The following is a 21898-nucleotide window of genomic DNA, read 5'->3' on the forward strand; positions in this document are numbered from 1 at the left end:
GCGCTCATTCTGCTCAGATGCCGTGTGCGCTCAATCGGGCTGCATACCAGCGCGAGAACTGCTCCACGTAGGTTTCCGTGAAAGGCGAGAACAAGCCCGGCGAGTAGGCGGGATCCTGAGTGCCTTCGTGCGTGATTTCGACGAGGTGTTTATCCTGCATGTTTGTTGCAACCCATACTTCGGTGAGATCCGGGACCTTGTAGTCCACGCCCTCGACGGCATCCGCGTGAACCAGCCACTTCGAGCGCACCAGCGTCTTGTCCGGCGCGAGAGGAATGATGTAGCTGATCACCGCATGATCGCTCATGACATGCGTCCACGAATTGTGTGTCCAGAGGTGCGTATCGCCGAGATCGCGCCGCTCGAGATATCCCAACAGCCTGGTGCTGGCGACCTTCGTGCTGATGGTCTGTGATTCGCCGTTACCGGCGATGACGAGTTGCTGCGTTCTGAACTGGGTGACCGCATCTTCGTCCAGCCGCTCGACACTGGCGCTGGTGAATCCGTCTCGCTCCCAGCTTGCCTGACATGCCGCGTTGCGTGCCTTGTACGCTTCCAGCGCGCGAAGCGATTCTTCGCTGAGATTCTCGGGACAGAAGCCGAAGTCTTCCGGCAGGAACGATGCCGTCAATTCCGGATGAGTGGCCTGGCAGTGGTAGCACTCGCGATTGTTTTCCATCACGAGTTTCCAGTTGCCGTTTTCGATGATTTCCTGCTCGAAGGCAATCCTGGTGTTTTGCAGGTCATACGGTGCGAAACGCGGTGTCATGGTCTCTTCGAGCTTCGAGATGTCCTCGGGCGCATGCTCGTCGAGACAAACGAAGATGTGCGTGCCGACAATCCTCGTATGAACCGGCATCAGGCCACGGCAGCTCGGGTCGAAGTCCTTTCCCATGTGCGTTGCGTGGCGCAGGCTTCCGTCGAGATCGTACGTCCACTGATGATACGGGCACACCAGCATGCCGACCGTCGACTTCCCGGCCTCTTTCAGACGTGCGCCGCGATGGCGGCAGACGTTGCGATAGGTTCGGACGTTTTCGTCGTCGTCGCGCACGATGATGATCGAGGCCTTGCCAATATCCACGGCCGACACATCGCCCGGCTCCGGCACATCCGCCGTGACGCCGACCAGAATCCAGTGCTTGTGGAAAAAGATCTCGACGTCCGTTTCGAAAACGTCGTGGCGGCCAAAGAGTTCGCCGGGCATGCCGTGACCGGGCTGACGGCTCCGGATCAACTCACCATGGGTTTTGAATCGCACTTCGGACATCGCCTTTCTCCAACGTTCAGGTATGTCGGGACTTCGATTGTTCCCGCTATGACTTGAGTATTGGATTGCCGAAAAACAGCGTCAATGCGCTTTATTTTCGGCCTGGCATTACTTTGGATTATGCGAAAGCCCGGCCGCTTCGCGCTGGATGGAATCCTGCCGAAGCCAGTCGACGAGACCTTCGATTGCAGGGGTGAGGGTGCGCCCATGCGGCACCACGACGTAATATGAATCGCTCACCTTGAACGAGGCGACCGGCAATCGGATCAGCTCACCTGCCTCGATAAGATCGTGGACCAATCTTCCCCAGCCAAGGGCGATGCCCTGTCCGTAGCGCGCGGCCTCGATGGCGTCCGTATAAAGGCTGCAGCGTAGGGCAAAGTTCAATCGCACCGGCCCGAAGCCCAGAGCGTGAAACCACGCTTCCCATCCCATCCAGCCTTCCGAGGTGGAATCCGACTCGATGAGAGCGGCGTTGGCGAGTTCTTGCAGCGACGCTGGCGCGCCCCGCGATTCCACCCACTCGCGCGAACAGACGGGGAAGACTTCCTCGTCAAAAAGCAGGGTTGCGGAGCCGTCGCCCCAACGTCCGTTTCCGAACCGAACCGCGACATCGATCTCCCTGGGGCGGAGGTCAGCGTTGAACATCTGCGTTGAAATGCGGAGTTGAATATCCGGTTGAGTCTTCTTGAGCGAAGCCAGCCGCGGCAAGAGGCGAAAGTGTGAAAACGCTGACGTTGCCGCAAGCACCAGTTCCTGCTGGACCGGTCCGCTCGACAACCGGTCGAACACGCCGGCGATTTTCTGCATCGACTCGGCGACCACGAGATACAGAGCTTCGCCTTCCTGAGTGAGCTCGATGGAACGATGCAGACGATTGAAGAGCCGAGTCCCGAGCGTTTCTTCAAGAAATTTGACCTGCCGGCTTACCGCTGCTTGCGTCACCCCGAGTTCATCGGCAGCCAGAGTAAAGCTGCCATGACGCGCGACCGCCTCGAACTCGACGAGCGCCGTCACGGAGGGAATCAGCCGCCGGTATCCCTTGGTCCGTGCGCCTGTCGGTTTCATTTCGGCCCCCTCCAGTCAAAAAACAGGGCAGCAGTGTCTGACTACTTTCGCAAAGGCATGACGAGCGGCTTTGACGATGTTCGCCCAGCGTGCCGCCCGCCGCCTATGAACGCCATGGTCCGCGTGACTCAGACGCGCGTGGCTGGCGATTGAGAAACTATCGTCGACCCCGTATGAGCAACGACCAGTACCGTACAGCCCGCTTGCGAGGACGTACTATGCCGCGAGCCGGCCGCGTAGCATACCGTCTGTCCCGGCAGGAAATCCGTGCCGTCGTCATCGGTGAATACGCCGTCGAGAACAAGGATCAACTCGGTCGAGTCGTGCCGGTGTTCGAACGAGCGCGCTCCGGGTTGCAGACGCATCCAGTAACTGCTCCAGGCGCCATTCTCATCATCGGCGACAGGAATCCACAGAAAGCCGGGCAGCACTGTTGCGCCGATTTTCATAGGCTGCCAGTCGCGCTCGTCAATGGAGTAACAGCGTCGCCCATTCTTGACGTTCAAGCCAAAAAGAACTGTGTCATCGTGCGCGTGCCCGGTAATCATGTTCTGCCGTATCCATTGTCTGTCAAAGGGGACCTCCTGCCTGTCGCGTCTCGGCGGCGCGCTGTAGGGGAAGTCGGTGCACTTGCATTCCACGTTCACAAGCCCAACTGGCCGCGCTACCCGGAGTCCAGCGCTAGCGCCTCGCTCTGCGGTCGAGCCACCCGATAGGCATTCGGCGATTGGCCATATTCTTTGCGGAACTCGCGGCCAAGATGCGAGGCGTCGGAGAAGCCGCAGGACGTCGCAATATCGGCCACCGTTCGGTCGGAACTCGTCAGCAGCCAGGACGCCGTCCGTATACGAATCTGCCGCCCGTACGCGTGCGGCGATTTACCCGTTTCCGCGGCAAACAGCCGCTCAAGCTGTCGGACGGACATCTCGAGACGCCGGGCAAGTTCTCCCAGGCTCAACGGCTGACCCATGTGCTGTTCCATCAACAGGATCGCGCGCCTTACCTTGTGGTGCGTCGCGGGTTCGAGTCCCGGAGGGTGCGGCTGCGGAGCATTGCCTTTCTGCGCATCGTCCACAAGCATGATGCGCAGCGCCTTCTGCACGACCGTGGCCTCGACGTGCCGCAGCAGTATGGCCGCTGCCACGTCAATCGAGGCCCGTCCGCCTGAGCAGGTAATCCGCCGTCTGTCGATGACGAACAGCCGGTCCGCAACGAGATTGCGTTCGTCAACGCCGGGAAAGCGCTCGACGAAATCCCAGTAGTGGAACCAGCTCACGCATAGGCGGTATCCGTCCATCACCTCGGCACGCATCAAGGCGAATACCCCTGTGCAAATGCCGACCAGGGTGGCGGACGTTCGCGCTGCGTCACGAATGAACTGGAGCGTGGCTTTGCTTGCGGACGGCCCCGAGTGCAGCAGGCCGCCGACGATCACGACGTAATCGAAGGACCCGGCTTCCTCGAAGGTTGTCCACGGCGCGATCTGGATTCCGCAGCTTGCCCTGACGGGAGTAAAAGACTCGCCGACGATGCTCCACGAACAGCGGACCGGCCTGCTCATGTCACCTTCGTCGCTTGCCAGCCTGAGAAGGTCGACGAAACCGGAAAATGCGGTCAACGTGAAATTGGGCAACAGCACGATTCCAAAGCGAAGCGGCCGGACGGTTCCGGGATGAGTGGGGTCGCTGAACATGGGACTGCCTGCATTAATGCTCTGGAAGCGCTCTAGATGCGCTCTGGAATCCGGCCAGGAGAATCGTCTTTCGACGGACCTGCTCATGCTGTTCGAACGGTTGCGAGCGAAAGCTACCTGGTAGTCTCCGCTTCGACGCCTCGCCATTCGCGCATCATCGCGCCGACTTCCTCACCGAGCCATTCGCGGAACTGCAAAGACTCCGGTCGAAGCTTCGCGTTCTTATGCGTGATCAGGTAGTGGTGACGGTCGTGGAACTCGAGCGCGTCACGCACCGGCCGAATCAGACGGCCCTGTTCGACCTGGCGATGGACGAGATGATGCCAGCCGAGCAGGGTGCCTTCGCCCGCTTCGGCCTGGGCGACGAGGAGTCGATAGTCGTTACTCTCGAAGTGCTCGTTTTCAGTGAGCCTGTCCGAGCCATCACCTTGCTGAAACCAGTTTCGCCACACGCGCCAGTCGACGTGTTCACACACCTGGGCCCGTCCCAGCAGCGAGAGGTTCAACGTGGGCTGCGACAGCAGATCGAGCGGCTTCAACGACTGTCCGCGAAAGTGTTTCTCGAAGAACGGCTGACTACAGACGGGATACACCACGTCGTGGAAGAGCGGCTCGACTTCGTACTCCGGTTCGCGCGGCGGATTCTTGGTAATGATGACGTCAGGTTGCATGAGTTCATCCAGTTCCATGAAATGCTCGGTCACCATCACGAGCAATCTGATGTCCGGGAACCGTCTGCGGAACTCGGGCAGCCTGAACGACAGCCACAAAGCCGAGAACGTATGCGAGACGCAAATGGTCAGCGCGCGCTTGTCCGAGCGACGCACCGCCTCGGCTGCTTCCGCGATATTCATGATCGACAGATACGATGCGTTGTAGAGAATGCGGCCCGCATCGGTGAGCGCGATGTGCCGCCCGGTGCGCTCAAACAGGGCCACATCTAGCGAATCCTCGAGTTCCTTGATTTGCCTGCTGATTGCGGCCTGCGTGACGCATAGCACTTCCGCCGCCTGTGTGAAGCTTTCGTAGCGCGCCGCGGTGACGAAGCATCGCAGTGCCCGTAACGACGGCATCTGGGCGAGGAGTCGGTCCGCGAATAAATGCTTCTGTTGCATCGTTGTCACCTTTTTCACGCGCAAGCGCGGTGCTGTCCGAAGACGGTGGATCTACGCCGCTCTATTTTTTCTCGGTGCAAGGCGGCCATCCGTCATGAGGCAGGAGCATCTCGATCGGAATAGTTTGCGAGTCTCCCTGCTCGTTGGCAAGAGAGGTCAACCCGAGGTCAGGCCTCTCCTCAGGCGGCGTTCTGCGTGGCGAAAAACGTGGCGAAAACGTGACGTTATGCGCGGCCTTGGATCCTCATCAAAACCCGGTCGAGGGCGTCGGCGAAATGCGCATACGTACCGCGTTTCGAGAGCTCGTCGTGAACCTGTTCGTTGATGCCACCCGGCGTCATGGAGTGCTCGATCAGCTCAGTAAACGATCTTTCACCTCGCGTTGTGTCGTGCGCGAGGCCGACAGAATAGCCCGACAGAAATGAGCGAGCGGCATCGTCACTGAGCCCTTGGCGGACCAGCCATGACGCCTGGGCTTCCAGCACCGCATAGAAGCTCGCCATCGTCGCGGTGACGGCCAACAGTGCGTCGAACCTGGCTTCGTCGTCGACTTCGACCGCCTGTCCCAACGCCGAGAACAAGGATTTCGCAACGTGGTCCGCGGGACAGATCGCCGTGCTTCCCTTGCCCTCGGCAACTGCCGGCAGCGGTATCGCGCGAACGACCTTGCCCTGCGCGCGGACGAGCCTGCGCACCTCATCGATCGAGATGCCGGCGATGAAGCTGACGACATGATGGCGCGCATCAAAATGCAGTTCGCTCAACACGTCGGCAGCGATTTGCGGCACGACGGCAAGACAGACGACGTCGGATGCTTCCAGCACGTCCTGATTGCTTTCGCATACCTGCACCCGCTTATCGAGAGCGGCAAGCGCCGCTGCGGTCCGCGCATTGCGGGGCGACAGCGAAATGCGTTCAAGCGGAAAGTCGAACCGAAGCAATCCGGTAACGACTGCCTGCGTGATGGCGCCGGTCCCGATGAATCCAAGTCGCATGGGGTCTCACATAGCGTTGAAGCGCGGCAGCGTCAAACGCCGTCGCGCCCGGAAAGTCAACACCCCGGCGTCACAGGCCGGGGCTCCCGATCGAGTCGAATTGCTTTAGTCCAGCTTCAGCCAGGTGGTTTTCAGCTCGCAATACTGATCGTGCGCGTAGACCGATTTATCACGGCCGCCGAAGCCCGATTGCTTGAATCCACCGAATGGCGTGGACAGGTCGCCCTCGCCGAAACAGTTCACCGTGACCGTACCCGCCCTGATGCGGGCGGCAATCTTGTGAGCGTTGTTGACGTTGTCGGTCCATAGCGATGCGGCGAGTCCATAGCAGGTGTCGTTGGCGATCCGGACAGCCTCGTCGATGTCGGCGTATTCGATGAAGCAGACGACGGGGCCAAAGACTTCCTCGCGGGCGATGCTCATCTCTGGCGTGACACGGTCGAAGATGGTCGGCTCGACGAACCACCCGCCGGTCTCAGTCAGCGTGGCTTTGCCGCCGCACACGAGGTGCGCGCCTTCCGCTTTCGCTTTCTCGATGTGGGCGAGTACTTTTTGACAGTGCTTCTCTTCGATCAGGGAACCAAGCTTGACCTCGGGGTCGAGCGGGTCGCCCGTCTTCCATCCCGCCAGAACGGCCAGGACCTTGTCGAGCAACTCGGTTTTTGTTGTCGAAGGAACCAGAATACGGGAGCCCGCGCTGCAGTTCTCGCCCATGTTCCAGAACGCGGCAGCGACTGCCTGCTCCGCGACGGCATCCAGGTTCGCGACGTCGGGCAGAACGACTTGAGGGTTCTTGCCGCCACATTCCAGCACGACTCGCTTCAGGTTCGTGTCCGCCGAATAATGGAGGAACCGCTTGCCGGTTTCCGTCGAGCCCGTGAAAGCAATCAGGTCGACGTCGGCATGGCGGCCCAAGGCCTGGCCCGCGCTTTCGCCAAAGCCGGTGACGACGCTGAAGACACCTTCGGGCACGCCGGCTTCCCTTGCCAGGTCGGCGATGCGCAGTGTGGAAAGCGATGTCTGCTCGGCGGGTTTCACAATGACGCTGTTGCCGACGGAGAGCGCCGGGCCGATTTTCCAGGCAAGCATGAGCGCCGGGAAGTTCCACGGCAGAACTGCGCCCACGATACCAATCGGCTCGCGCGTAATCATGCTCACGACGCTCGCGCCAGACGGCGACAGCGCGTCGTACCGCTTGTCGGTGACTTCCGCGTGCCAGCGGATACAGGCCGCCGATTCGGGGATGTCCAGTGCCATGCACTCGCTGATCGGCTTGCCCGCTTCGAGTGCTTCGAGCAGCGCCAGTTCCTCGGCGTTTTCCTCGATGAGTTGCGCGAGCCGCAGAAGCACCGACTTTCGTTGGGCAGGCGCGGCCTTCGACCACACGCCGGACACGAACGCATTCCTTGCCGCCGCCACCGCCCGGTCGACGTCCTTCATATCGCACTTTGCAATATCGGCCAGTACTTTTCCTGTCGAAGGATTGAGTGTCTGGAACGTTTCGTTCGCCGCCGCCGGACACCGTTGCCCGGCGATAAACGCTCTGCCATCGACTGAGAGGGTTTCAGCTTTCTGCAGCCATTCCTGATAAGTCGTCATGTTCTGTCCTCGCAAATTTAAAGCTCGGCTCCCGCCGAAAATTCCTTCATCCAGATAGCCGCTGACACCGCGACGTCCGCGATCGGGCGGACCGGCAGCGAGCGCGGATGCGGCTGGTTCAAAAGCTGGCGAACGAGTTCATTGGATTGGCCGAGTGCGTATTCGGCGATGAGTTTCCCGGATGCCGACCCTCTGCTCAGACCGAGGCCATTGCATCCGATCGCCTGGAAGACGCCATCGTCCCTGCATCCGAACAGCGCGCCGTTGTTCGCGGACAGACACAACGGACCGCCCCATGTGTATTCCAGTTCGACGTTTTTCAGCATCGGAAAGCGCCGGTCGAACGACCGTTGATGCATGGTCTTCGCCTTCGCCAGGTCAGCCTGCGAAAGTTCCAGGCCAGGTCGAAAGGCGAAGTGGTTGCGAACGCAGATACGGTCCGTAATCAGACGGCGAACGGTCGAGCCCATCGGGTCGGCGGGAATCAGTGCCCATGACCGCGTGCCGCCGAGTCGCCCGACTTCTTCCGGGTTCATTACCCGTGTCATGGACGCAAACGTATAAACAGGCAGCAGACCGTTCGGATGCCCGCCGAAGGTCGCCGCATACGCGTTGGTGCATAGAATCACGCGCCTCGCGACGATCTTGCCGCTGTCGAAGCGCAGTACTTTCGATAGCCCCTGGTCTTCGATGCCCTTGACCGCGCTCAGCTCGAAGACCTTCGCGTTCTCCGGCAACGTTGCCGCGAGACCGCGCATGAGCGCTGCCGGCTGAACCGTGCTGCAACCCGGCGTAAAGAGCGCGCCCTGATAAAAGTTCGTGCCGGTCACTTTAGCGATGGCGGTCTCGTCCAGCCATTGAAAGGCTTCGTCGATGCGAGCAAGTCCTTCTGCAAAGTGGGTCAGTGCGGCGTGGCCTTTCCTGTTCACCGACGCATGAAACTTGCCGTCGTCCCGCCAGTCGCAATCGATGTTGTATTGCTTGACCGTCGAGCGCACATAGTCAATGCCGTGACGTTGAAACCGGACATCGGCCTTATCGGTTTCCACACTGCGCGAATAGCTTTCACTGCTGATGTCGTGTGGCAAATCGATGAAGAACCCGGAATTTCGTCCCGCCGTGGTGCGCCCGATGCGGTCCGCTTCGACCAGCGCTATCGTGGCGTCAGGCGCAAGCTCCGCCAGACGCCGCGCGGCGCACAGCCCCGTAATACCGCCGCCGACGACGACCCAGTCATATCGATGCCCGGAAGACACCGTATTGGCGGGGGAGGGCGGCGGCAGACTTTCCCACCAGCCGTTCACGCCATCTGGCGCCGGGAACCGCACGAATTCCAGTTTCGAGGCCATGCGTTTACTGCGCGTTGCGCAACATGGGTTGAACGAGCTTCGCAAAATCGCCGCGCTCTTCTTCAGTGAGCGTGCCGAGCGGCGCGCGCGCGATACCGACTGGCGTGCCGGCGAGTTCACAGCCGTAGCGAACGTATTGAATGAATTTGCCGCTGCGCTCCAGCAATTCGAGTACGGGCAGCAGTTGCGCCATCAGCTTGCGGCCCGTTACGAAGTCAGCTTGCTCGACGCATGCGTCGAAGAGCGCGGTATGCGCTTCGGGCAGGAAGTTGGAAGCACCCCCGACCCAGCTCCTCGCTCCCCATGCGAAGAACTCGAGCGCCTGATCGTCCATGCCGCAGCTCAGTACCAGCTTGTCGCGGAAATGCGTGGCAAGGTGATGCAGACGCGAGATGTCGCCGGTGCTTTCCTTCATCGCGATGAAGTTTGGCCGTTCGAGCAGCGTTGCCAGAACGCCGTTGCTGATTTCGGTCCCGGTGCGCGCCGGAAAGTTGTACAGCATGATCGGCATGTCGAGACTGTCGTCCACCTTCAACATGTGGTTCAGCAGTTCTTCCTGCGTCGGCTGCGCATAGTACGGAGCGGCAAGCAGCAACGCGGACAGGCCGGCCCGCCTGGCTTCCTGACCCAGGCGAATGACTTCCTTCGTCGTGGTCGCATTGATGCCGGCGGTCAGATACGTCTTGCCGCCTGCCGCTTGCGCCACGGTGTTGAAGGTCCGAACCCGTTCTTCGAAACTCAACGCGTAGTACTCGCCCGTGGTCCCGCCGACTCCAAGGCCCGAAACCCGGCCTGCGAGATTGGCGGCATGTTTGCCGAGTAGATCATGGTCGATCTCGCCGTCCGCCTTGAACGGTGTGACTAGCGGTGTATGTACGCCCTCGAAGCTCATTTTGAATTCTCTCTTGAATAAAAGATGCAAAGCGCTGCCCGGATAGCCGGCAAGAATCGCAGGCGTATCGTGGGCCGGCTACACAAGTGCCTCGGCATGCGAGTAAATCGGAAACTGGTTGCACAGATCTCGTACGCGGCTGCGGATCGCGCGTTCGACCTGATCATCTCCGTCGGGCTCGCGTTCGAGCGCCGACAGCACTTCCAGAATCATCTGGCCGACCTGCTCGAACTGATCGGTGCCGAAGCCTCGGGTTGTTGCAGCGGGCGTGCCGAGGCGGATTCCCGAGGTGACAGTCGGGCTTTGTGTATCGAACGGAATCCCATTCTTGTTGCAGGTGATGCCCGCACGTTCCAGCGCCTTTTCAGCCTGGGTGCCGGTGAGCCGCTTGCCGCGCAAATCGACCAGCAACAGATGGTTGTCGGTTCCGCCAGTGACGAGACTCAGGCCGCCCGACGTCAGGACGTTGCCGAGCGCCTGGGCGTTACGCAGCACCTGGTCGATATACGCCGTGAAATCCGGACGAAGCGCTTCACCGAATGCGACCGCTTTGCCCGCTATGACGTGCATGAGCGGGCCGCCCTGGAGACCGGGGAATACAGCCGAGTTGATTTTCTTGGCTATGTCGCCGTTATTCGTGAGGATGAAGCCGCCGCGCGGCCCGCGAAGCGTCTTGTGCGTCGTGGATGTCACCACGTCGGCGAATCGAACCGGGTTCTCGTGCCTGCCTGCCGCGACGACCCCGGCAATGTGCGCCATGTCGACCATCAACAATGCGCCCACGCTATCGGCGATTTCACGGAACGCGGCAAAATCCAGCGCGCGCGGGTAGGCCGAATAACCTGCGATGATGAGCTTGGGGCGATGCTCGTCGGCAAGCCGATGGACCTGCTCGTAGTCGATGCGATACGTTTCGGGATTCACGCCGTACTGGACCGCGTTGAACCATTTGCCGGAAAGCGCGGGACGCGCGCCGTGCGTCAGATGTCCGCCGGCGTCGAGCGACATGCCCATCACCGTGTCGCCCGGTTTGGCCAGCGCGAGCATCACTGCGCCGTTTGCCTGGGCGCCCGAATGGGGTTGCACGTTCGCGTATTCGGCATCGAACAGCGCTTTCACGCGGTCAATGGCGAGCGCCTCGATCCTGTCCACGTGCTCGCAACCGCCGTAATACCGCTTTGACGGATACCCTTCCGCGTATTTGTTGGTCAGCACGGTGCCTTGCGCTTCCATTACCGCAGCCGAGACAATGTTCTCGGAAGCAATCAATTCGATCTGGGTTTGCTGGCGACGCAACTCCAACGCAATCTCCGATGCGATGACGGGGTCACGGCTCTGGAGAGTTTCAGCAAAAAAGCGTGAGTTCTCGTTCACGTGGTCACTCCGGAATTAAATCGTGTAAGACAAGTCATGCCACGCCGCGAGCGGCAATGAACCCTTCCGCTCACGGCGAGAACAACGTGATCTATTGCTGCAACCAGGCCTTCAACTTCTCCGGATGCGCGTCGACGAATTTCTTCGCCGCCGTCGCATAGTCGTTCGTGGCGTTGCCCTCGAACTCGATGGCCTCGACGTCAGCGAGAGTCAGCTTGAAATGCTTGAAGAAGACGTCCGCCCGCGGAAACTTGCTTGCGAACTGTTTGGATGCGAAGGCGTGAACCTGCTCCTCGCCACCCAGCGTACCCTTGGGGTCCTTGAGATAACGCATCTGCCATTTCTGGAACAGCCAATGAGGGCTCCAGACCGTGGCGACGATCCATTGCTTCGACTGGTAAGCTCGCTGCACGCCTGCGAGCATGCCTGCTTCGCTCGACGATTGCAGGTTGTAGCCATTCAGGTCATAGGCCTTGATGGTTTTCTCGGACGCCTGCATCAGGCCGCCGCCGGGCTCGATACCCTGCACGGTGCCATTCAGCTTGCTCTTGACGTCGGCTTTCTCCAGGTCGGCAATCGACGAGAGCTGGGCCTCGGGAATGTATGCCGGCACCGCCCAACCGTTCTTGCCGCCGGTATAGATGATGCCGACGTCGTCCATATCGTTCTTGTACTTTGTGTAATACGCTGCGTGCGTCACCGGCAGCCAGCCACCCACCATGATGTCGAGGTCGCCGCGGGCGACGCCCTGGTACTGAATGCCGATATCGGCCTGAACAAACTGCACCGGCTGCTTGAGGTTCGTCTCCAGAGCGTACTTGGCGACATTGGCGACGGCCAGTACATCCGCCCAGTTCGTAACCGCCATCTTCAGCGGTTCGGCCGCGACTGCCGGCCCCGCACCGGCAGCCAGGGCAACGACCGCCGACACCGCCAGTTTCATAACGAGCGACTTCAATACATTGCTGTTCATGCGCTACTCCTACGAGATGATGAAATCTTCTTGAAAATTCGACTGCTGCTGCAATAGCGTGTCGGGTCTCCAAACTCGCTGGCGATCGCATCGCATGCGCGATGCGATGCTGCCGGTCAAGTGCGCGCCGCGGCATGTGTGCCGGCCTTTGCCGCTCCCGTGCCGGGCGTGACTCGTTTGACTTTCTTCTTCGCCTTCACGCCAAAGCTCTCCGTCAAGCGGTCGAGTACGATGGCGAGCAATACGACGCCGAGTCCGCCTTCGAAGCCGATCCCGATGTCGAGACGCTGAATACCACTCAGCACGTATTCGCCCAGCCCGCCGGCGCCAATCATCGACGCCACCACGACCATCGAAAGCGCCATCATGATGGTCTGATTCACGCCGGCCATGATTGAAGGCAGTGCATTCGGCAACTGGATTTTCCAGAGAAGCTGCATGTCCGTACTGCCGAAGGCGCGGCCCGCCTCCAGCAGTTCCTCGCGCACCTGCCGGATACCCAGGGTCGTGAGCCGCACAACTGGCGGCATGGCAAACACGATGGTGGCGATCACCGCCGGCACGCGTCCCAAGCCAAACAGGATGACCGCCGGGATCAGATAGACGAAGGCGGGCATCGTCTGCATGAAGTCGAGCAGCGAGCGCAAGATCATTTCCACCCGTTTGTTGCGCGCTCCCCAGATGCCGAGTGGCACGCCCACTACCAGGCTGAAGAAGGTCGCTGCGATGACGAGTGCCAAGGTCGAGACGGTTTGAGCCCACAGACCCATGTAATGAATCGCGAGAAGCGCAAGGCCGACGAAGACCGAAAAAACCACACCGCGTCGCCACAACGCAAAGGCCACGAGAATGACCAGCATCGCAACGAAGGGAATCGCGGCCAGTCCGTCCTGCAATAGCTTGATGACCGCGCCCAATGAGGCGGAGAAAGCGTCGAAACCGCCCCGGAAATGCTGAAAGAGAAAATTGACGCCGTCTTCTGCGAATTTCCCGATGACTGACGAGTTCATGCTGCTCTCCGTTCCATAACCTGCTTGAGTATCGTCCGGCAGGACACCACGCCCGCGAGCTTTCCGGCCGTGTCGGTGACGGGTACGTCGTGCTCCTGGCTCAATGCAATCGCGGCCAGTTGATGCAAATCCGCATCCAGCGAAACCGCATTCACATCCCGAAGCAAGGCGTCGCGCACGGGGCGCGTACCGCTCTTATGCAACGAGGCCGGCGTGACGCAGCCCTGGTATCGACCCGATTCGTCGCAGACATAACCGCATTCGACGCCGCTATCGATAAGCTGATTGAGGTAACGTTCCGAGGATGTGCCGACGTCGCAGGAAATGAGACCCCGGTCCACCTTTGTCATCAGGCTGGAGGCCTTGAGGAAGCGGGATACGTCGACATTGCGGAAGAAGTCCCGCACGTAAGCGTCCGCGGGCGACTGGATAAGTTCAGCAGGCGTGCCGACCTGGATCAGGCAGCCATCCTTCATGATGCCGATCCGGCCGCCAATCTTGATGGCTTCTTCGATGTCGTGTGAAATGAAGACGATTGTCCGCTGCTCTTCTTTCTGAAGCCGTAGAAGTTCGCATTGCATTTCGAAGCGGATCAGCGGGTCCAGCGCCGAGAACGCTTCGTCCATCAGAAGCACGGCGGGATTCACGGCAAGCGCGCGTGCGAGGCCTACCCGCTGCTGCATGCCGCCGGACAGTTCGCTGGGAAGCAGTTTTTCGTACGAGCCGAGACCGACTCGCGTGAGCGCGGTACGGGCGATTTCGTAGCGCTGCGCCTTCTTGATGCCGGCCACTTCCAGCCCGTACGCGATGTTGTCGAGGACCGTGCGGTTCGGCAGAAGCGCGAATGACTGGAACACCATCGCCATCTTCTTGCGGCGCACATCACGTAATTCCAACGTAGACATGGGCGCAATGTCGTGGCCTTCGAGAATGACCTGGCCCGACGTCGGCTCGATCAGCCGGTTGAGCAGTCGAACCAGCGTCGACTTGCCGGAACCCGAGAGGCCCATGACGACAAAAATCTCGCCCGCCTTAACGCTGAGGCTGACGTCGTTGACAGCGACCATGTTGCCGGTTTGCTCGAAAATCTCGTTGCGGCCAAGGCCTTGCTTGATTAGATCGGCGGCACGCTCGGGCTTCGGCCCGAAGATTTTCGACAGGTTTTTAACCGTAAGAATGTCGGTGCCGGAAACCGCGACATGTTTGGCAGCCGCTGCAACGTCTTCCGCTTCCATTGTGCCCGGGCTCAACACATCTCCCGGCGCAAATGTCAGGTTAGGGTTCATTCTGTCTTCCCAACTGGCGAGTTCAAGAAATCAAGCCCGCGACCTATGAAAGTTGCAAGGCAGCCGGGCGAACAGCAAACACGATTCGTCGAATGAAAAGAAGCACTATGTCGACCGTGCGCTGCCACCTCTGCTTGATGGATGAATCGCAGCGTATTCAAGCCAATTTGATCGATCCAGCTACATTTTCTGCGGGCTTTTCCCTACTTTTGGTAATGCAAGTGGAGCCGGCAGTGCTGGTGAAAGAGGAGCCTCAGACGGGGCGGGCCCGTGCAGCTTCATTGAAGGGTTTGCGCAGAAGGCGGAGTGCCGGCCCGGCCTTTCATTATTGAACGCGGAACCCTGTCGTACGGGAATGTCCTGGGGTTCGGCGACTGCTTTGCATAACCGAAGGTAGGGCAAAGCATGAACAAAGCGTGATGAGATAGGGCGGTTTGGTTTCGCCATAAACCATTGCCCGGCTTATGCCGGGCAATTCGACAGCGGCGGAGCGGGTTACTCCGGCTTCCTGGCGGCCTCGGCCAGCATGGCATCGCCGATCTGAAAGTTCTCGCGCGCCCTGAGCGCTTCGCCAGCACCTCGAATATCGCGTGCGTCCTTGTTCTGGGCAAGCTTGCTCTTGCCGACCAGTCGCGTGATGTCGATCCGCAGGCCGACGATCGACTTGAGCAGGGTATCGATGTAGTCCCTCGGTGCGTCGGCCATCTTCCAGGGTTTGGGTTGCGAAGCCTCATGCGTGCGGGTTAGCCGGGCGACCACGCCGCGCACGTATTGCTCGTCATCGTGAACGGCGATGCGTCCATACGCATGGACGACGACGTAATTCCAGGTGGGAACCTGCCGGTGAAACTCGTGTTTGCTCGGATACCAGGTCGGGGAAATATAAGCGTCTCCCGCACGAAAGACGACGAGCACTTCATCGCCGTTCGCGACGTCCTGCCATACCGGGTTGGCCCGCGCGACGTGCGCGCGCAGGACGCCCAGCTCGCCCTCGGCCGCCGCCAGTTCGAATGGAAGATGGTTGGCGTCGAGCCCACTGTTTCCATGCGTAATCAGCGTTCCGAACGGATGTTGCGCGATGTGCGCGTGCAGAATCTCGGTGCGAGGTTCATTGAAATCGGCGGGTATGTACATGTCGGTTCCACTAGCTGGCGGAGGTGTTCGAAGGCGATCGGATCGAAAGCCGTGTGGACGCATTATGTTGAAAAACTGGTTTATCCTACAGATCCAGTTTAGATCGATTTCATAGGACCAGAATCATGGCGAGAACGGCGCGGGCCGCGGAAATTCCGTCGATCGGCACCCTGGACCGCGCGGCGGGCAGCCTCAGCCGTCAGGTCGCGCAGGCGTTGCGAGAGGCGGTGCGCACGGGGAATATCCAGCCCGGCGATGCGTTGCCGTCCACGCGATTGCTGGCGGCTTCGCTGCAAGTCTCGCGCGGCACGGTGATCGGGGCTTACGAGCAACTGATCGCCGAGGGCTTTCTGGAATCGAAGGGGGGCGCCGGCACGTGCGTCGCGCAAGCACTCGCCGAGCCGCGACAGGCGATCGAACCGCGTGCGGCCCGCCGGCGTGTCGCGCGGACCAGCCTGCCTGAGCCCGCCGCGGCATTTGCGCGGATCGCGCAGGAATTCAGGCCGCTGCCGCCGGTGCCGTTCGCGATTTCCGTACCTGTCGGTTCGACCGCGCCCGCCGACATCTGGCGCCGGCTCGGCAACCGTCTGCGTGCCAGGGGAGCCGGCGCGCCGGCTGGGTACTCCGATCCGCTTGGGGCCTTACCGCTGCGTGAAGCGATTGCCGACTACGTGCGCAAGTCCCGTTCCGTGCGCTGCGAACCGGGTCAGGTCATCGTTACCAGCGGTACGCAGCAGGGACTTTTTCTCGCGAGCCAGGTGTTGCTGGGTCCGCGCGATCAGGTCTGGGTGGAGAACCCGGCCTACCGTGGTGTTACCGCGATACTCGAAAGTACGGGGCATGGCGATGCGATGATTCGCATACCGGTCGACGCCGAGGGCATCGATGTCGAAGCGGGGATACGGGCGGCGCCTCACGCGCGGGCCGCATTCGTCACGCCGTCGCATCAGTATCCGCTGGGCATGCCGATGAGCATGGCTCGGCGCAGCGCCTTGCTGGCCTGGGCGCGTGCAAACCACGCATGGGTCGTCGAGGACGACTACGATAGCGAACTTCGCTACCAGGGCTATCCGTTTCCGTCACTTCAGGGACTGGACCCCGACCGGGTGATTTTATCTCGGCACGTTTAGCAAGGTCCTGTTTCCGTCGTTGCGCTCGGGTTATGTGATCGTCCCCGACGATCTGGTCGATGCTTTCTGCGGCGCGCGTGTGCTGATGGACCGTCATCCGCCGAACGCCGATCAGCATGTGTTGGCGGCCTTCATGGCCGAGGGCCATCTGGAGCGCCACATCCGCAGAGTTCGCAACGTCTATTCAGACCACCGGGCCCAGTTGATCGAGACGCTGAACGCGCTGCTTCCGAATGATCTGGCATGGCTGGAGCCGGGCGACCAGGGCATGCATGTCGTCCTGTGGCTGGCGCAAGGCATGGATGACCGCAAGGTGGTCGAACTGGCCGCGCGGGCCGGAGTCGCCGTGCGGGCCGTATCGCCGATGTTCGCGCCGGGAACGGCCCGGCCCGGTCTGGTGCTTGGATTCGGCGGATTCAGCAACGCGCAAATGAAGGCGGCCGCGCAACGTCTTGCCGAGGTGATTATCGGCGTGACGAAGCCACTCAAACGAAAACACGCCGCCCTACGAAAAGCAGCCACGCGAAGTGGTCCAAGTCGATAGAAAGCGCAGCCATTAGGCTTACACGCTGCGTGGTCGGAGCGGGCTTCTTTCGTGGCCCCGGCGCATGCCTATGAAGCCGCCTGCATCGCCGCGCGTCATGCGCCCAGTCGATCTACAGATAGCTGCAGACGTAGTCGAGGGTTTCGATCACGTCGATATCGAAGCGGCTCTTGCCGGGCACCGAGAATGACTCGCCCGCGCCATACGTCCGCCACTCGTCGGTGCCTTCGAGGCGAATGCGGCATTGGCCCGCCTGCACCTCCATGATCTCCGGCGCGTCGGTGCCGAAGTTGAGCACGCCCGGCAAGATAACGCCGAGCGTCTTGCGCGTGCCGTCGGCGAACAGAACGGTGTGCGACACGCACTTGCCGTCGAAGTAGACATTGGCGCGTTTGACGATGGAAACCTGATCGAATTGCGTTGCGGCCGTCATGGCGGTCTTCCTCTGAGTGTGGATGAATGCGTTGCGCCGCGCGTGCCAGGCGTCGGCGAAAGCCGCCATCATACAGACGGTCGGCGAGCCCCGACGTCTAGTCCACCTGGAACCAGCGACCGGAATTCGGGCACACGTCGGCTCGTTCGCCATCGAGCCGGACTTGCTCTTCGTCCGGTTGCGGCGAAACAGGAGGGGCGATATCGAATGCAATGTTGAGCGCCTGCCCGACATGAGCCTCTTCGATAGGAAGCTCCCAGGTCAGGAATATCTGGAGCCAGTCCTGGTCCTGCGGGAAGTCGGCGGCGTCGAAGCTCGTGCGGCCGCGCCGAATGACGCCATGAGGCTGGCCAGTGTCGAATATCACGGCCGTGCCGCGGGTCAGGGGAATGCGCAGGCCCAACGCGGGAAAATGCAGATCCAGCCCCTTGTCCTCGCTCATGAAGAGATTGCAAAAGGCCGCTCCGCCATATTGCGCGGCGTCATGGTGATACCGCGCGCCGCGGCAGGCCATGAGGGCGATGTCGCTGGAAGCGAGCACCTCGGGCAGCCCTAGCGCGGACGTCCAGTCGGACATGGCCTCGACGCAGCGCGCGTAGTCGGGCCAGCGCATCCGCGCTCGCGCCAAAGGCATGGGCTCGACGTCGCCGGGGTCCAACCGCATGTGCGTCGACGTCTCTCTTTGCCAATCCGCCAGCAGACGCGCCGGGGGGGCGGGCACGTCGATCGTGTCCGTTAACACGATATCGCTCACGCGCCGGCTGCGGATGGCGTCGCCGCTCCGGAAATAAGAGGTCAACATGTGTCGCACACGATGCGGTTGAAGGGAACGCGTTTTTGCACGGGCTATTGTAACGAGTCGAAGGGCTCGCTTGAGCCGTCTCCATGCCATGCGTCGGTGTCGCCTTGTTCATGGCACGAAGGACGTCGACGCGGCGACTGCCGGCGCAGTCGCAGACGTGTGATCGAAGCGGTCAGCCGAGCGGAACGCGGTTCACCTGCGCCGCATGCACCGATCCGCTGGGTCCGCGTTTCGCCAGTGTCAGGATCAGGACCGCGACCGCCGTGCCGGCGCAGGCCACCGCCAGCCACGCGACCGCCTGGATGAGTCCGCCGGCGAACCTGGCGACTGATTCGACGATGAGCGGGCTCAGGAAATTGCCGAGGAAAAACGATCCCATATACCCGCCGGTCGCTCGACCGCTTTGCGCGAACGGCACGCGCGCCAGCGTCCACGTGCCGAGTAGCGGCAGCGCCATGCCCGCGCCCGCCGCGGCGAGAAAAGCGCCCGCGACCGTCGCGTTTGCGCCCGCGCACGATGCGATGACAAAAAAACCCAGCGCGAGCAGCCCGAAGGCGATGACCAGAAGCCGGTTGATAGGCCAGCGGGCGAGCCGGTGAAACGCAAACGAACCCACCGGAATGCCCGCATTGGCGATGGCGCCGCCGAACCCGAGAATCGCCGGTGCCGTGACGCCGCGCTCGCTGAGCAAAAAGCTGATCTGCACCGGCACGACGAAAAACATGACCGACGCGAAAAGAATCAGCAAACAGAGAAGGCCGATCTCGCGCCACGGAAACGGCAACTTCTGCACGGGAGCATGCTCGACGTGCGTTTTTTCGCCGGGTTCCCAGATCATCACCGCGATAAACGGAAGGAACAGGATCGCGCATCCATAGACCAGGAACGGCGTGCGCCAGCCCGCCGCCAGGCTGCCAAGCCCGCCGCCCACGGCGAACATCAAGGCGGCCACGACGGAGGCCGACGCGTGCTGCATCGTCAGCCACTTCTGTCGCCGCATACCGGAGAAATAATTGGCGACGAGCGCGGTGGCGATCGTGACGATCGCCGCTTCCGCGAGACCGATCACCGCGCGCGCGGCGACGATCGCGTAGAGGCTCGTTAGCCAGAACGGCAGGACGCCGGCCACCGCGTAGATCGCGACCGCGGCCAGATAAAGGCGCTTGCGTCCGAACGCGTCCACCAGCGATCCGACGAGCGGACTGAACAACGCGATCATCAGCGCGGGAATGACCAGCACGATCAGCGTCAGCACGTCCGCATGCGGGACGCCCGCATAGTCGTGCCGCATCTGCGGAAGCACGGGGGCGATCAGCACGGCGCCGGTCGAAGAGAGCCAGCAACTGGCCATCAGGAGCCAGCCGTGCCGCGCACCGGCGACGCGTGCCGGCCGGGCTTCAGGGGAAAGATGAGTCATGTTCGTCTCCAACGTTCTTGTATTGGCTGCTCCTGACGCAGGGCGTCGGGCAATGTGTCGCCGTCCGCGGACGGAACGACGGACATCGAACGCCGGATCGGGATCGCTGCCGGTTTCACGCCAGCGACCGGGGGGCGATCCCTGTCCGGTATGGCTAGAAGGCCACCTGGTCGTGGCCCTTCAGATCGAGCATCCGTCTCGCTTCGTCCGGCGAGGCGATCTCGATGCCCAGTTCGCCGAGAATCCGGCGAATCTTGCGCACCTGGTCGGCGTTGCTTCGAGCCAGCTCGCCGCGGCCGATATACAGGCTGTCTTCGAGGCCGACCCGGACGTTGCCGCCCATCAGGCTCGCCATCGTCGCGACAGGCATCTGATGCTTGCCGGCCGCCAGCACGGACCAGTGGTAGTCGTTGCCGAACAGCCGGTCGGCGGTGCGCTTCTGATGCAGCAGGTCCTCGGCGTGGGCGCCCATCGCGCCGCGCAGGCCGAACACGGTCTGCACGAAAAGCGGCGGCTTCACGAGACCCTTTTCCAGGAAGTACTGCAGCGTGTACAGATGGCCGACGTCGTAGCACTCGAATTCAAAGCGCGTGCCGCCGGCTTTTCCGACATGCTCGAGAATCCACGCGATGTCGTCGTAGGTATTGCGGAAGATCAGCCCGCGCGTGCCCTTCAGGAACGGCACTTCCCAGTCATGCCGCCATTCGCGCTCGCGTTCGGCCATCTCCGACAGCACGAGGTTGAGCGAGCCCATGTTGAGCGAGCACATCTCGGGCTTGAGCGCCCGGCCTGCCGCCGTGCGCTCCTCGATGGGCATGTTCGGACCGCCGCCGCCCGTCGAAATGTTGATGACGGCGTTCGTCGAGGACTTGATGGCCGTGACGAAGCGCCTGAAGATTTCAGGGTCGCCGGAGGGGCGGCCGTCCTCGGGATCGCGGGCATGCAGATGAATGATCGAGGCGCCGGCCTCGGCGGCCGCGATGGATTCGGCTGCGATCTGCTCCGGCGTGACCGGCAGAAACCGCGACATGGAGGGTGTATGAGCGCCACCCGTCACCGCGCAGGTAATGATCGCCTTGCTCACAGCGGCTCTCCTTCGACGAGATCGAGCAGCACGAACGCCATCCGGCACGGCTTGTCCGAGCGGTTCGCCCAACTGTGACTGGTCGCGCGCTGGATCAGCACGTCTCCAGCGCGCATGAGCGTTTCGCCTTCGTCGAGCAGCGCCCAGATTTCGCCTTCGAGCACGATTGCGTAGTCGAGCGACTCCGTCTTGTGAAACCAGAAATGCCGTGCGTCGGATTTGCCGCGCACGCCGCTGTCGTCGAGGAATTGCTTGAGCTGCGCTTCGTCGTAGTTGTTGTCAGGCGGAAAATCGACGACGCGTAGCAACGAGCCGCCCTTCGAATGGAACGCGAACGCGCGACCGGCCGGCGCGGGATCGTCGCCGGGTGCGCGCGCTTCGCCGGTTGCCCACACGACGTGCGCAAGCGGCAGCCCCGGCCGGTTCGTCCGGTTCGGCGTCGGTCCATCCGACACGAAGCAGGACTGGCCCCGCGTATTGGTGCCCGTGACGATCCGCCTGACCGGGCAATACGTGTCCGTGTCCGCCTGCTGCTGCAAGCCCTGATTGTTGACCAGCGTCTCCATGTTCTCTCCATTAACGAGTCGTATCGTATCGTTAATGAGTCGGAGTTGCCTGTCAATAGGGAAAATGATTAGGGATGGTTAGCGGTTTTTGGCTAGGTTTGAGCTTGACAAATATGAACGGTCCGTTTTGTAATGGGGGCAATCAAATGACAACAGCCGGGATT

At 61.4% G+C, this 21898-nt stretch carries 19 protein-coding genes and 1 pseudogene; 1 reads left to right on the plus strand and 19 read right to left on the minus strand.

Translation table 11 applies throughout. The features are described from left to right. Positions 1–13 precede the first annotated feature (13 nt). The 14 genes from BUE39_RS05630 to BUE39_RS05695 form a co-directional block, all read right to left on the minus strand. A complete protein-coding gene (locus tag BUE39_RS05630; RefSeq protein WP_073427650.1) occupies positions 14–1270 on the minus strand; it encodes an aromatic ring-hydroxylating oxygenase subunit alpha in 1257 nt (418 codons plus the stop codon). A gap of 108 nt (positions 1271–1378) precedes the next feature. Further along, entirely contained in the window at positions 1379–2338 is a 960-nt protein-coding gene (locus BUE39_RS05635; protein ID WP_073427651.1) for a LysR substrate-binding domain-containing protein, read from the minus strand. A 128-nt stretch (positions 2339–2466) separates the two neighbouring features. Then, complete coding sequence (locus BUE39_RS05640) at positions 2467–2886, minus strand: cupin domain-containing protein (protein ID WP_073427652.1); 420 nt, start codon at positions 2884–2886, stop codon at positions 2467–2469. Positions 2887–3002: 116 nt separating this feature from the next. Continuing rightward, positions 3003–4031 carry a GlxA family transcriptional regulator gene (locus BUE39_RS05645; RefSeq protein WP_073427653.1) on the minus strand — a complete coding sequence of 343 codons (1029 nt, stop codon included), beginning with the start codon at positions 4029–4031 and terminating at the stop codon, positions 3003–3005. 113 nt (positions 4032–4144) lie between these two features. Next, on the minus strand, positions 4145–5146 hold the full coding sequence (locus tag BUE39_RS05650) for a LysR substrate-binding domain-containing protein (RefSeq protein WP_073427714.1): 1002 nt from the start codon (positions 5144–5146) through the stop codon (positions 4145–4147). Positions 5147–5370: 224 nt separating this feature from the next. Continuing rightward, positions 5371–6141, minus strand: a complete 771-nt coding sequence (locus BUE39_RS05655) for a pyrroline-5-carboxylate reductase (protein ID WP_073427654.1) — start codon at positions 6139–6141, stop codon at positions 5371–5373. Positions 6142–6246: 105 nt separating this feature from the next. Next, positions 6247–7740 (minus strand): aldehyde dehydrogenase, encoded by a 1494-nt coding sequence (locus BUE39_RS05660; RefSeq protein ID WP_073427655.1) that lies wholly within the window; start codon positions 7738–7740, stop codon positions 6247–6249. Positions 7741–7757: 17 nt separating this feature from the next. Further along, complete coding sequence (locus BUE39_RS05665; RefSeq protein ID WP_073427656.1) at positions 7758–9089, minus strand: NAD(P)/FAD-dependent oxidoreductase; 1332 nt, start codon at positions 9087–9089, stop codon at positions 7758–7760. Positions 9090–9093: 4 nt separating this feature from the next. Then, positions 9094–9981 carry a dihydrodipicolinate synthase family protein gene (locus BUE39_RS05670; RefSeq protein WP_073427657.1) on the minus strand — a complete coding sequence of 296 codons (888 nt, stop codon included), beginning with the start codon at positions 9979–9981 and terminating at the stop codon, positions 9094–9096. 78 nt (positions 9982–10059) lie between these two features. Then, positions 10060–11355: a serine hydroxymethyltransferase gene (gene glyA, locus BUE39_RS05675; protein WP_073427658.1), complete on the minus strand. Its 1296-nt coding sequence runs from the start codon at positions 11353–11355 to the stop codon at positions 10060–10062. Between the two features lie 91 nt (positions 11356–11446). Then, positions 11447–12328 carry a glycine betaine ABC transporter substrate-binding protein gene (locus BUE39_RS05680; protein WP_073427659.1) on the minus strand — a complete coding sequence of 294 codons (882 nt, stop codon included), beginning with the start codon at positions 12326–12328 and terminating at the stop codon, positions 11447–11449. A 116-nt stretch (positions 12329–12444) separates the two neighbouring features. Next, on the minus strand, positions 12445–13338 hold the full coding sequence (locus BUE39_RS05685; RefSeq protein WP_073427660.1) for an ABC transporter permease: 894 nt from the start codon (positions 13336–13338) through the stop codon (positions 12445–12447). After that, complete coding sequence (locus BUE39_RS05690; RefSeq protein WP_073427661.1) at positions 13335–14624, minus strand: quaternary amine ABC transporter ATP-binding protein; 1290 nt, start codon at positions 14622–14624, stop codon at positions 13335–13337. Before BUE39_RS05690 ends, BUE39_RS05685 begins: the two co-directional genes overlap by 4 nt. A 495-nt stretch (positions 14625–15119) precedes the next feature. Then, positions 15120–15758: an FMN-binding negative transcriptional regulator gene (locus tag BUE39_RS05695; protein ID WP_073427662.1), complete on the minus strand. Its 639-nt coding sequence runs from the start codon at positions 15756–15758 to the stop codon at positions 15120–15122. A 125-nt stretch (positions 15759–15883) separates the two neighbouring features. Here BUE39_RS05695 and pdxR point away from each other — a divergent pair. Continuing rightward, positions 15884–17432 (plus strand): annotated as a pseudogene (gene pdxR / locus BUE39_RS05700) (MocR-like pyridoxine biosynthesis transcription factor PdxR). 112 nt (positions 17433–17544) lie between these two features. On the opposite strand, the gene ppnP reads toward pdxR, so the two are convergent. The 5 genes from ppnP to BUE39_RS05725 all read right to left on the minus strand — a co-directional run bounded on the left by ppnP (position 17545) and on the right by BUE39_RS05725 (position 21734). Continuing rightward, positions 17545–17865, minus strand: a complete 321-nt coding sequence (gene ppnP / locus BUE39_RS05705) for a pyrimidine/purine nucleoside phosphorylase (protein WP_073427715.1) — start codon at positions 17863–17865, stop codon at positions 17545–17547. 97 nt (positions 17866–17962) lie between these two features. Next, positions 17963–18667, minus strand: coding sequence for a hypothetical protein (locus BUE39_RS05710; protein ID WP_073427663.1), 705 nt, complete (start codon positions 18665–18667; stop codon positions 17963–17965). Between the two features lie 172 nt (positions 18668–18839). Beyond that, entirely contained in the window at positions 18840–20084 is a 1245-nt protein-coding gene (locus tag BUE39_RS05715; protein ID WP_073427664.1) for an MFS transporter, read from the minus strand. 154 nt (positions 20085–20238) lie between these two features. Continuing rightward, positions 20239–21168, minus strand: a complete 930-nt coding sequence (locus tag BUE39_RS05720; RefSeq protein WP_073427665.1) for a beta-keto acid cleavage family enzyme — start codon at positions 21166–21168, stop codon at positions 20239–20241. Continuing rightward, positions 21165–21734, minus strand: coding sequence for a cupin domain-containing protein (locus BUE39_RS05725; RefSeq protein WP_073427666.1), 570 nt, complete (start codon positions 21732–21734; stop codon positions 21165–21167). Before BUE39_RS05725 ends, BUE39_RS05720 begins: the two co-directional genes overlap by 4 nt. Between the last annotated feature and the right edge of the window lie 164 nt (positions 21735–21898).

This window comes from Paraburkholderia terricola, assembly GCF_900142195.1.
In the GTDB taxonomy this organism is placed as follows: Bacteria; Pseudomonadota; Gammaproteobacteria; order Burkholderiales; family Burkholderiaceae; genus Paraburkholderia; species Paraburkholderia terricola.

Coding starts and splice junctions, on each gene's coding strand:
- BUE39_RS05630 (WP_073427650.1), bottom strand. CDS start 1,270: ATGTCCGAAGTGCGATTCAAAACCCATGGTGAGTTGATCCGGAGCCGT.
- BUE39_RS05660 (WP_073427655.1), bottom strand. CDS start 7,740: ATGACGACTTATCAGGAATGGCTGCAGAAAGCTGAAACCCTCTCAGTC.
- BUE39_RS05715 (WP_073427664.1), bottom strand. CDS start 20,084: ATGACTCATCTTTCCCCTGAAGCCCGGCCGGCACGCGTCGCCGGTGCG.
- BUE39_RS05710 (WP_073427663.1), bottom strand. CDS start 18,667: ATGTTGACCTCTTATTTCCGGAGCGGCGACGCCATCCGCAGCCGGCGC.
- ppnP (WP_073427715.1), bottom strand. CDS start 17,865: ATGACGGCCGCAACGCAATTCGATCAGGTTTCCATCGTCAAACGCGCC.
- BUE39_RS05665 (WP_073427656.1), bottom strand. CDS start 9,089: ATGGCCTCGAAACTGGAATTCGTGCGGTTCCCGGCGCCAGATGGCGTG.
- BUE39_RS05690 (WP_073427661.1), bottom strand. CDS start 14,624: ATGAACCCTAACCTGACATTTGCGCCGGGAGATGTGTTGAGCCCGGGC.
- BUE39_RS05680 (WP_073427659.1), bottom strand. CDS start 12,328: ATGAACAGCAATGTATTGAAGTCGCTCGTTATGAAACTGGCGGTGTCG.
- BUE39_RS05635 (WP_073427651.1), bottom strand. CDS start 2,338: ATGAAACCGACAGGCGCACGGACCAAGGGATACCGGCGGCTGATTCCC.
- BUE39_RS05650 (WP_073427714.1), bottom strand. CDS start 5,146: ATGCAACAGAAGCATTTATTCGCGGACCGACTCCTCGCCCAGATGCCG.
- BUE39_RS05645 (WP_073427653.1), bottom strand. CDS start 4,031: ATGTTCAGCGACCCCACTCATCCCGGAACCGTCCGGCCGCTTCGCTTT.
- BUE39_RS05695 (WP_073427662.1), bottom strand. CDS start 15,758: ATGTACATACCCGCCGATTTCAATGAACCTCGCACCGAGATTCTGCAC.
- BUE39_RS05670 (WP_073427657.1), bottom strand. CDS start 9,981: ATGAGCTTCGAGGGCGTACATACACCGCTAGTCACACCGTTCAAGGCG.
- BUE39_RS05640 (WP_073427652.1), bottom strand. CDS start 2,886: ATGATTACCGGGCACGCGCACGATGACACAGTTCTTTTTGGCTTGAAC.
- BUE39_RS05685 (WP_073427660.1), bottom strand. CDS start 13,338: ATGAACTCGTCAGTCATCGGGAAATTCGCAGAAGACGGCGTCAATTTT.
- BUE39_RS05725 (WP_073427666.1), bottom strand. CDS start 21,734: ATGGAGACGCTGGTCAACAATCAGGGCTTGCAGCAGCAGGCGGACACG.
- BUE39_RS05655 (WP_073427654.1), bottom strand. CDS start 6,141: ATGCGACTTGGATTCATCGGGACCGGCGCCATCACGCAGGCAGTCGTT.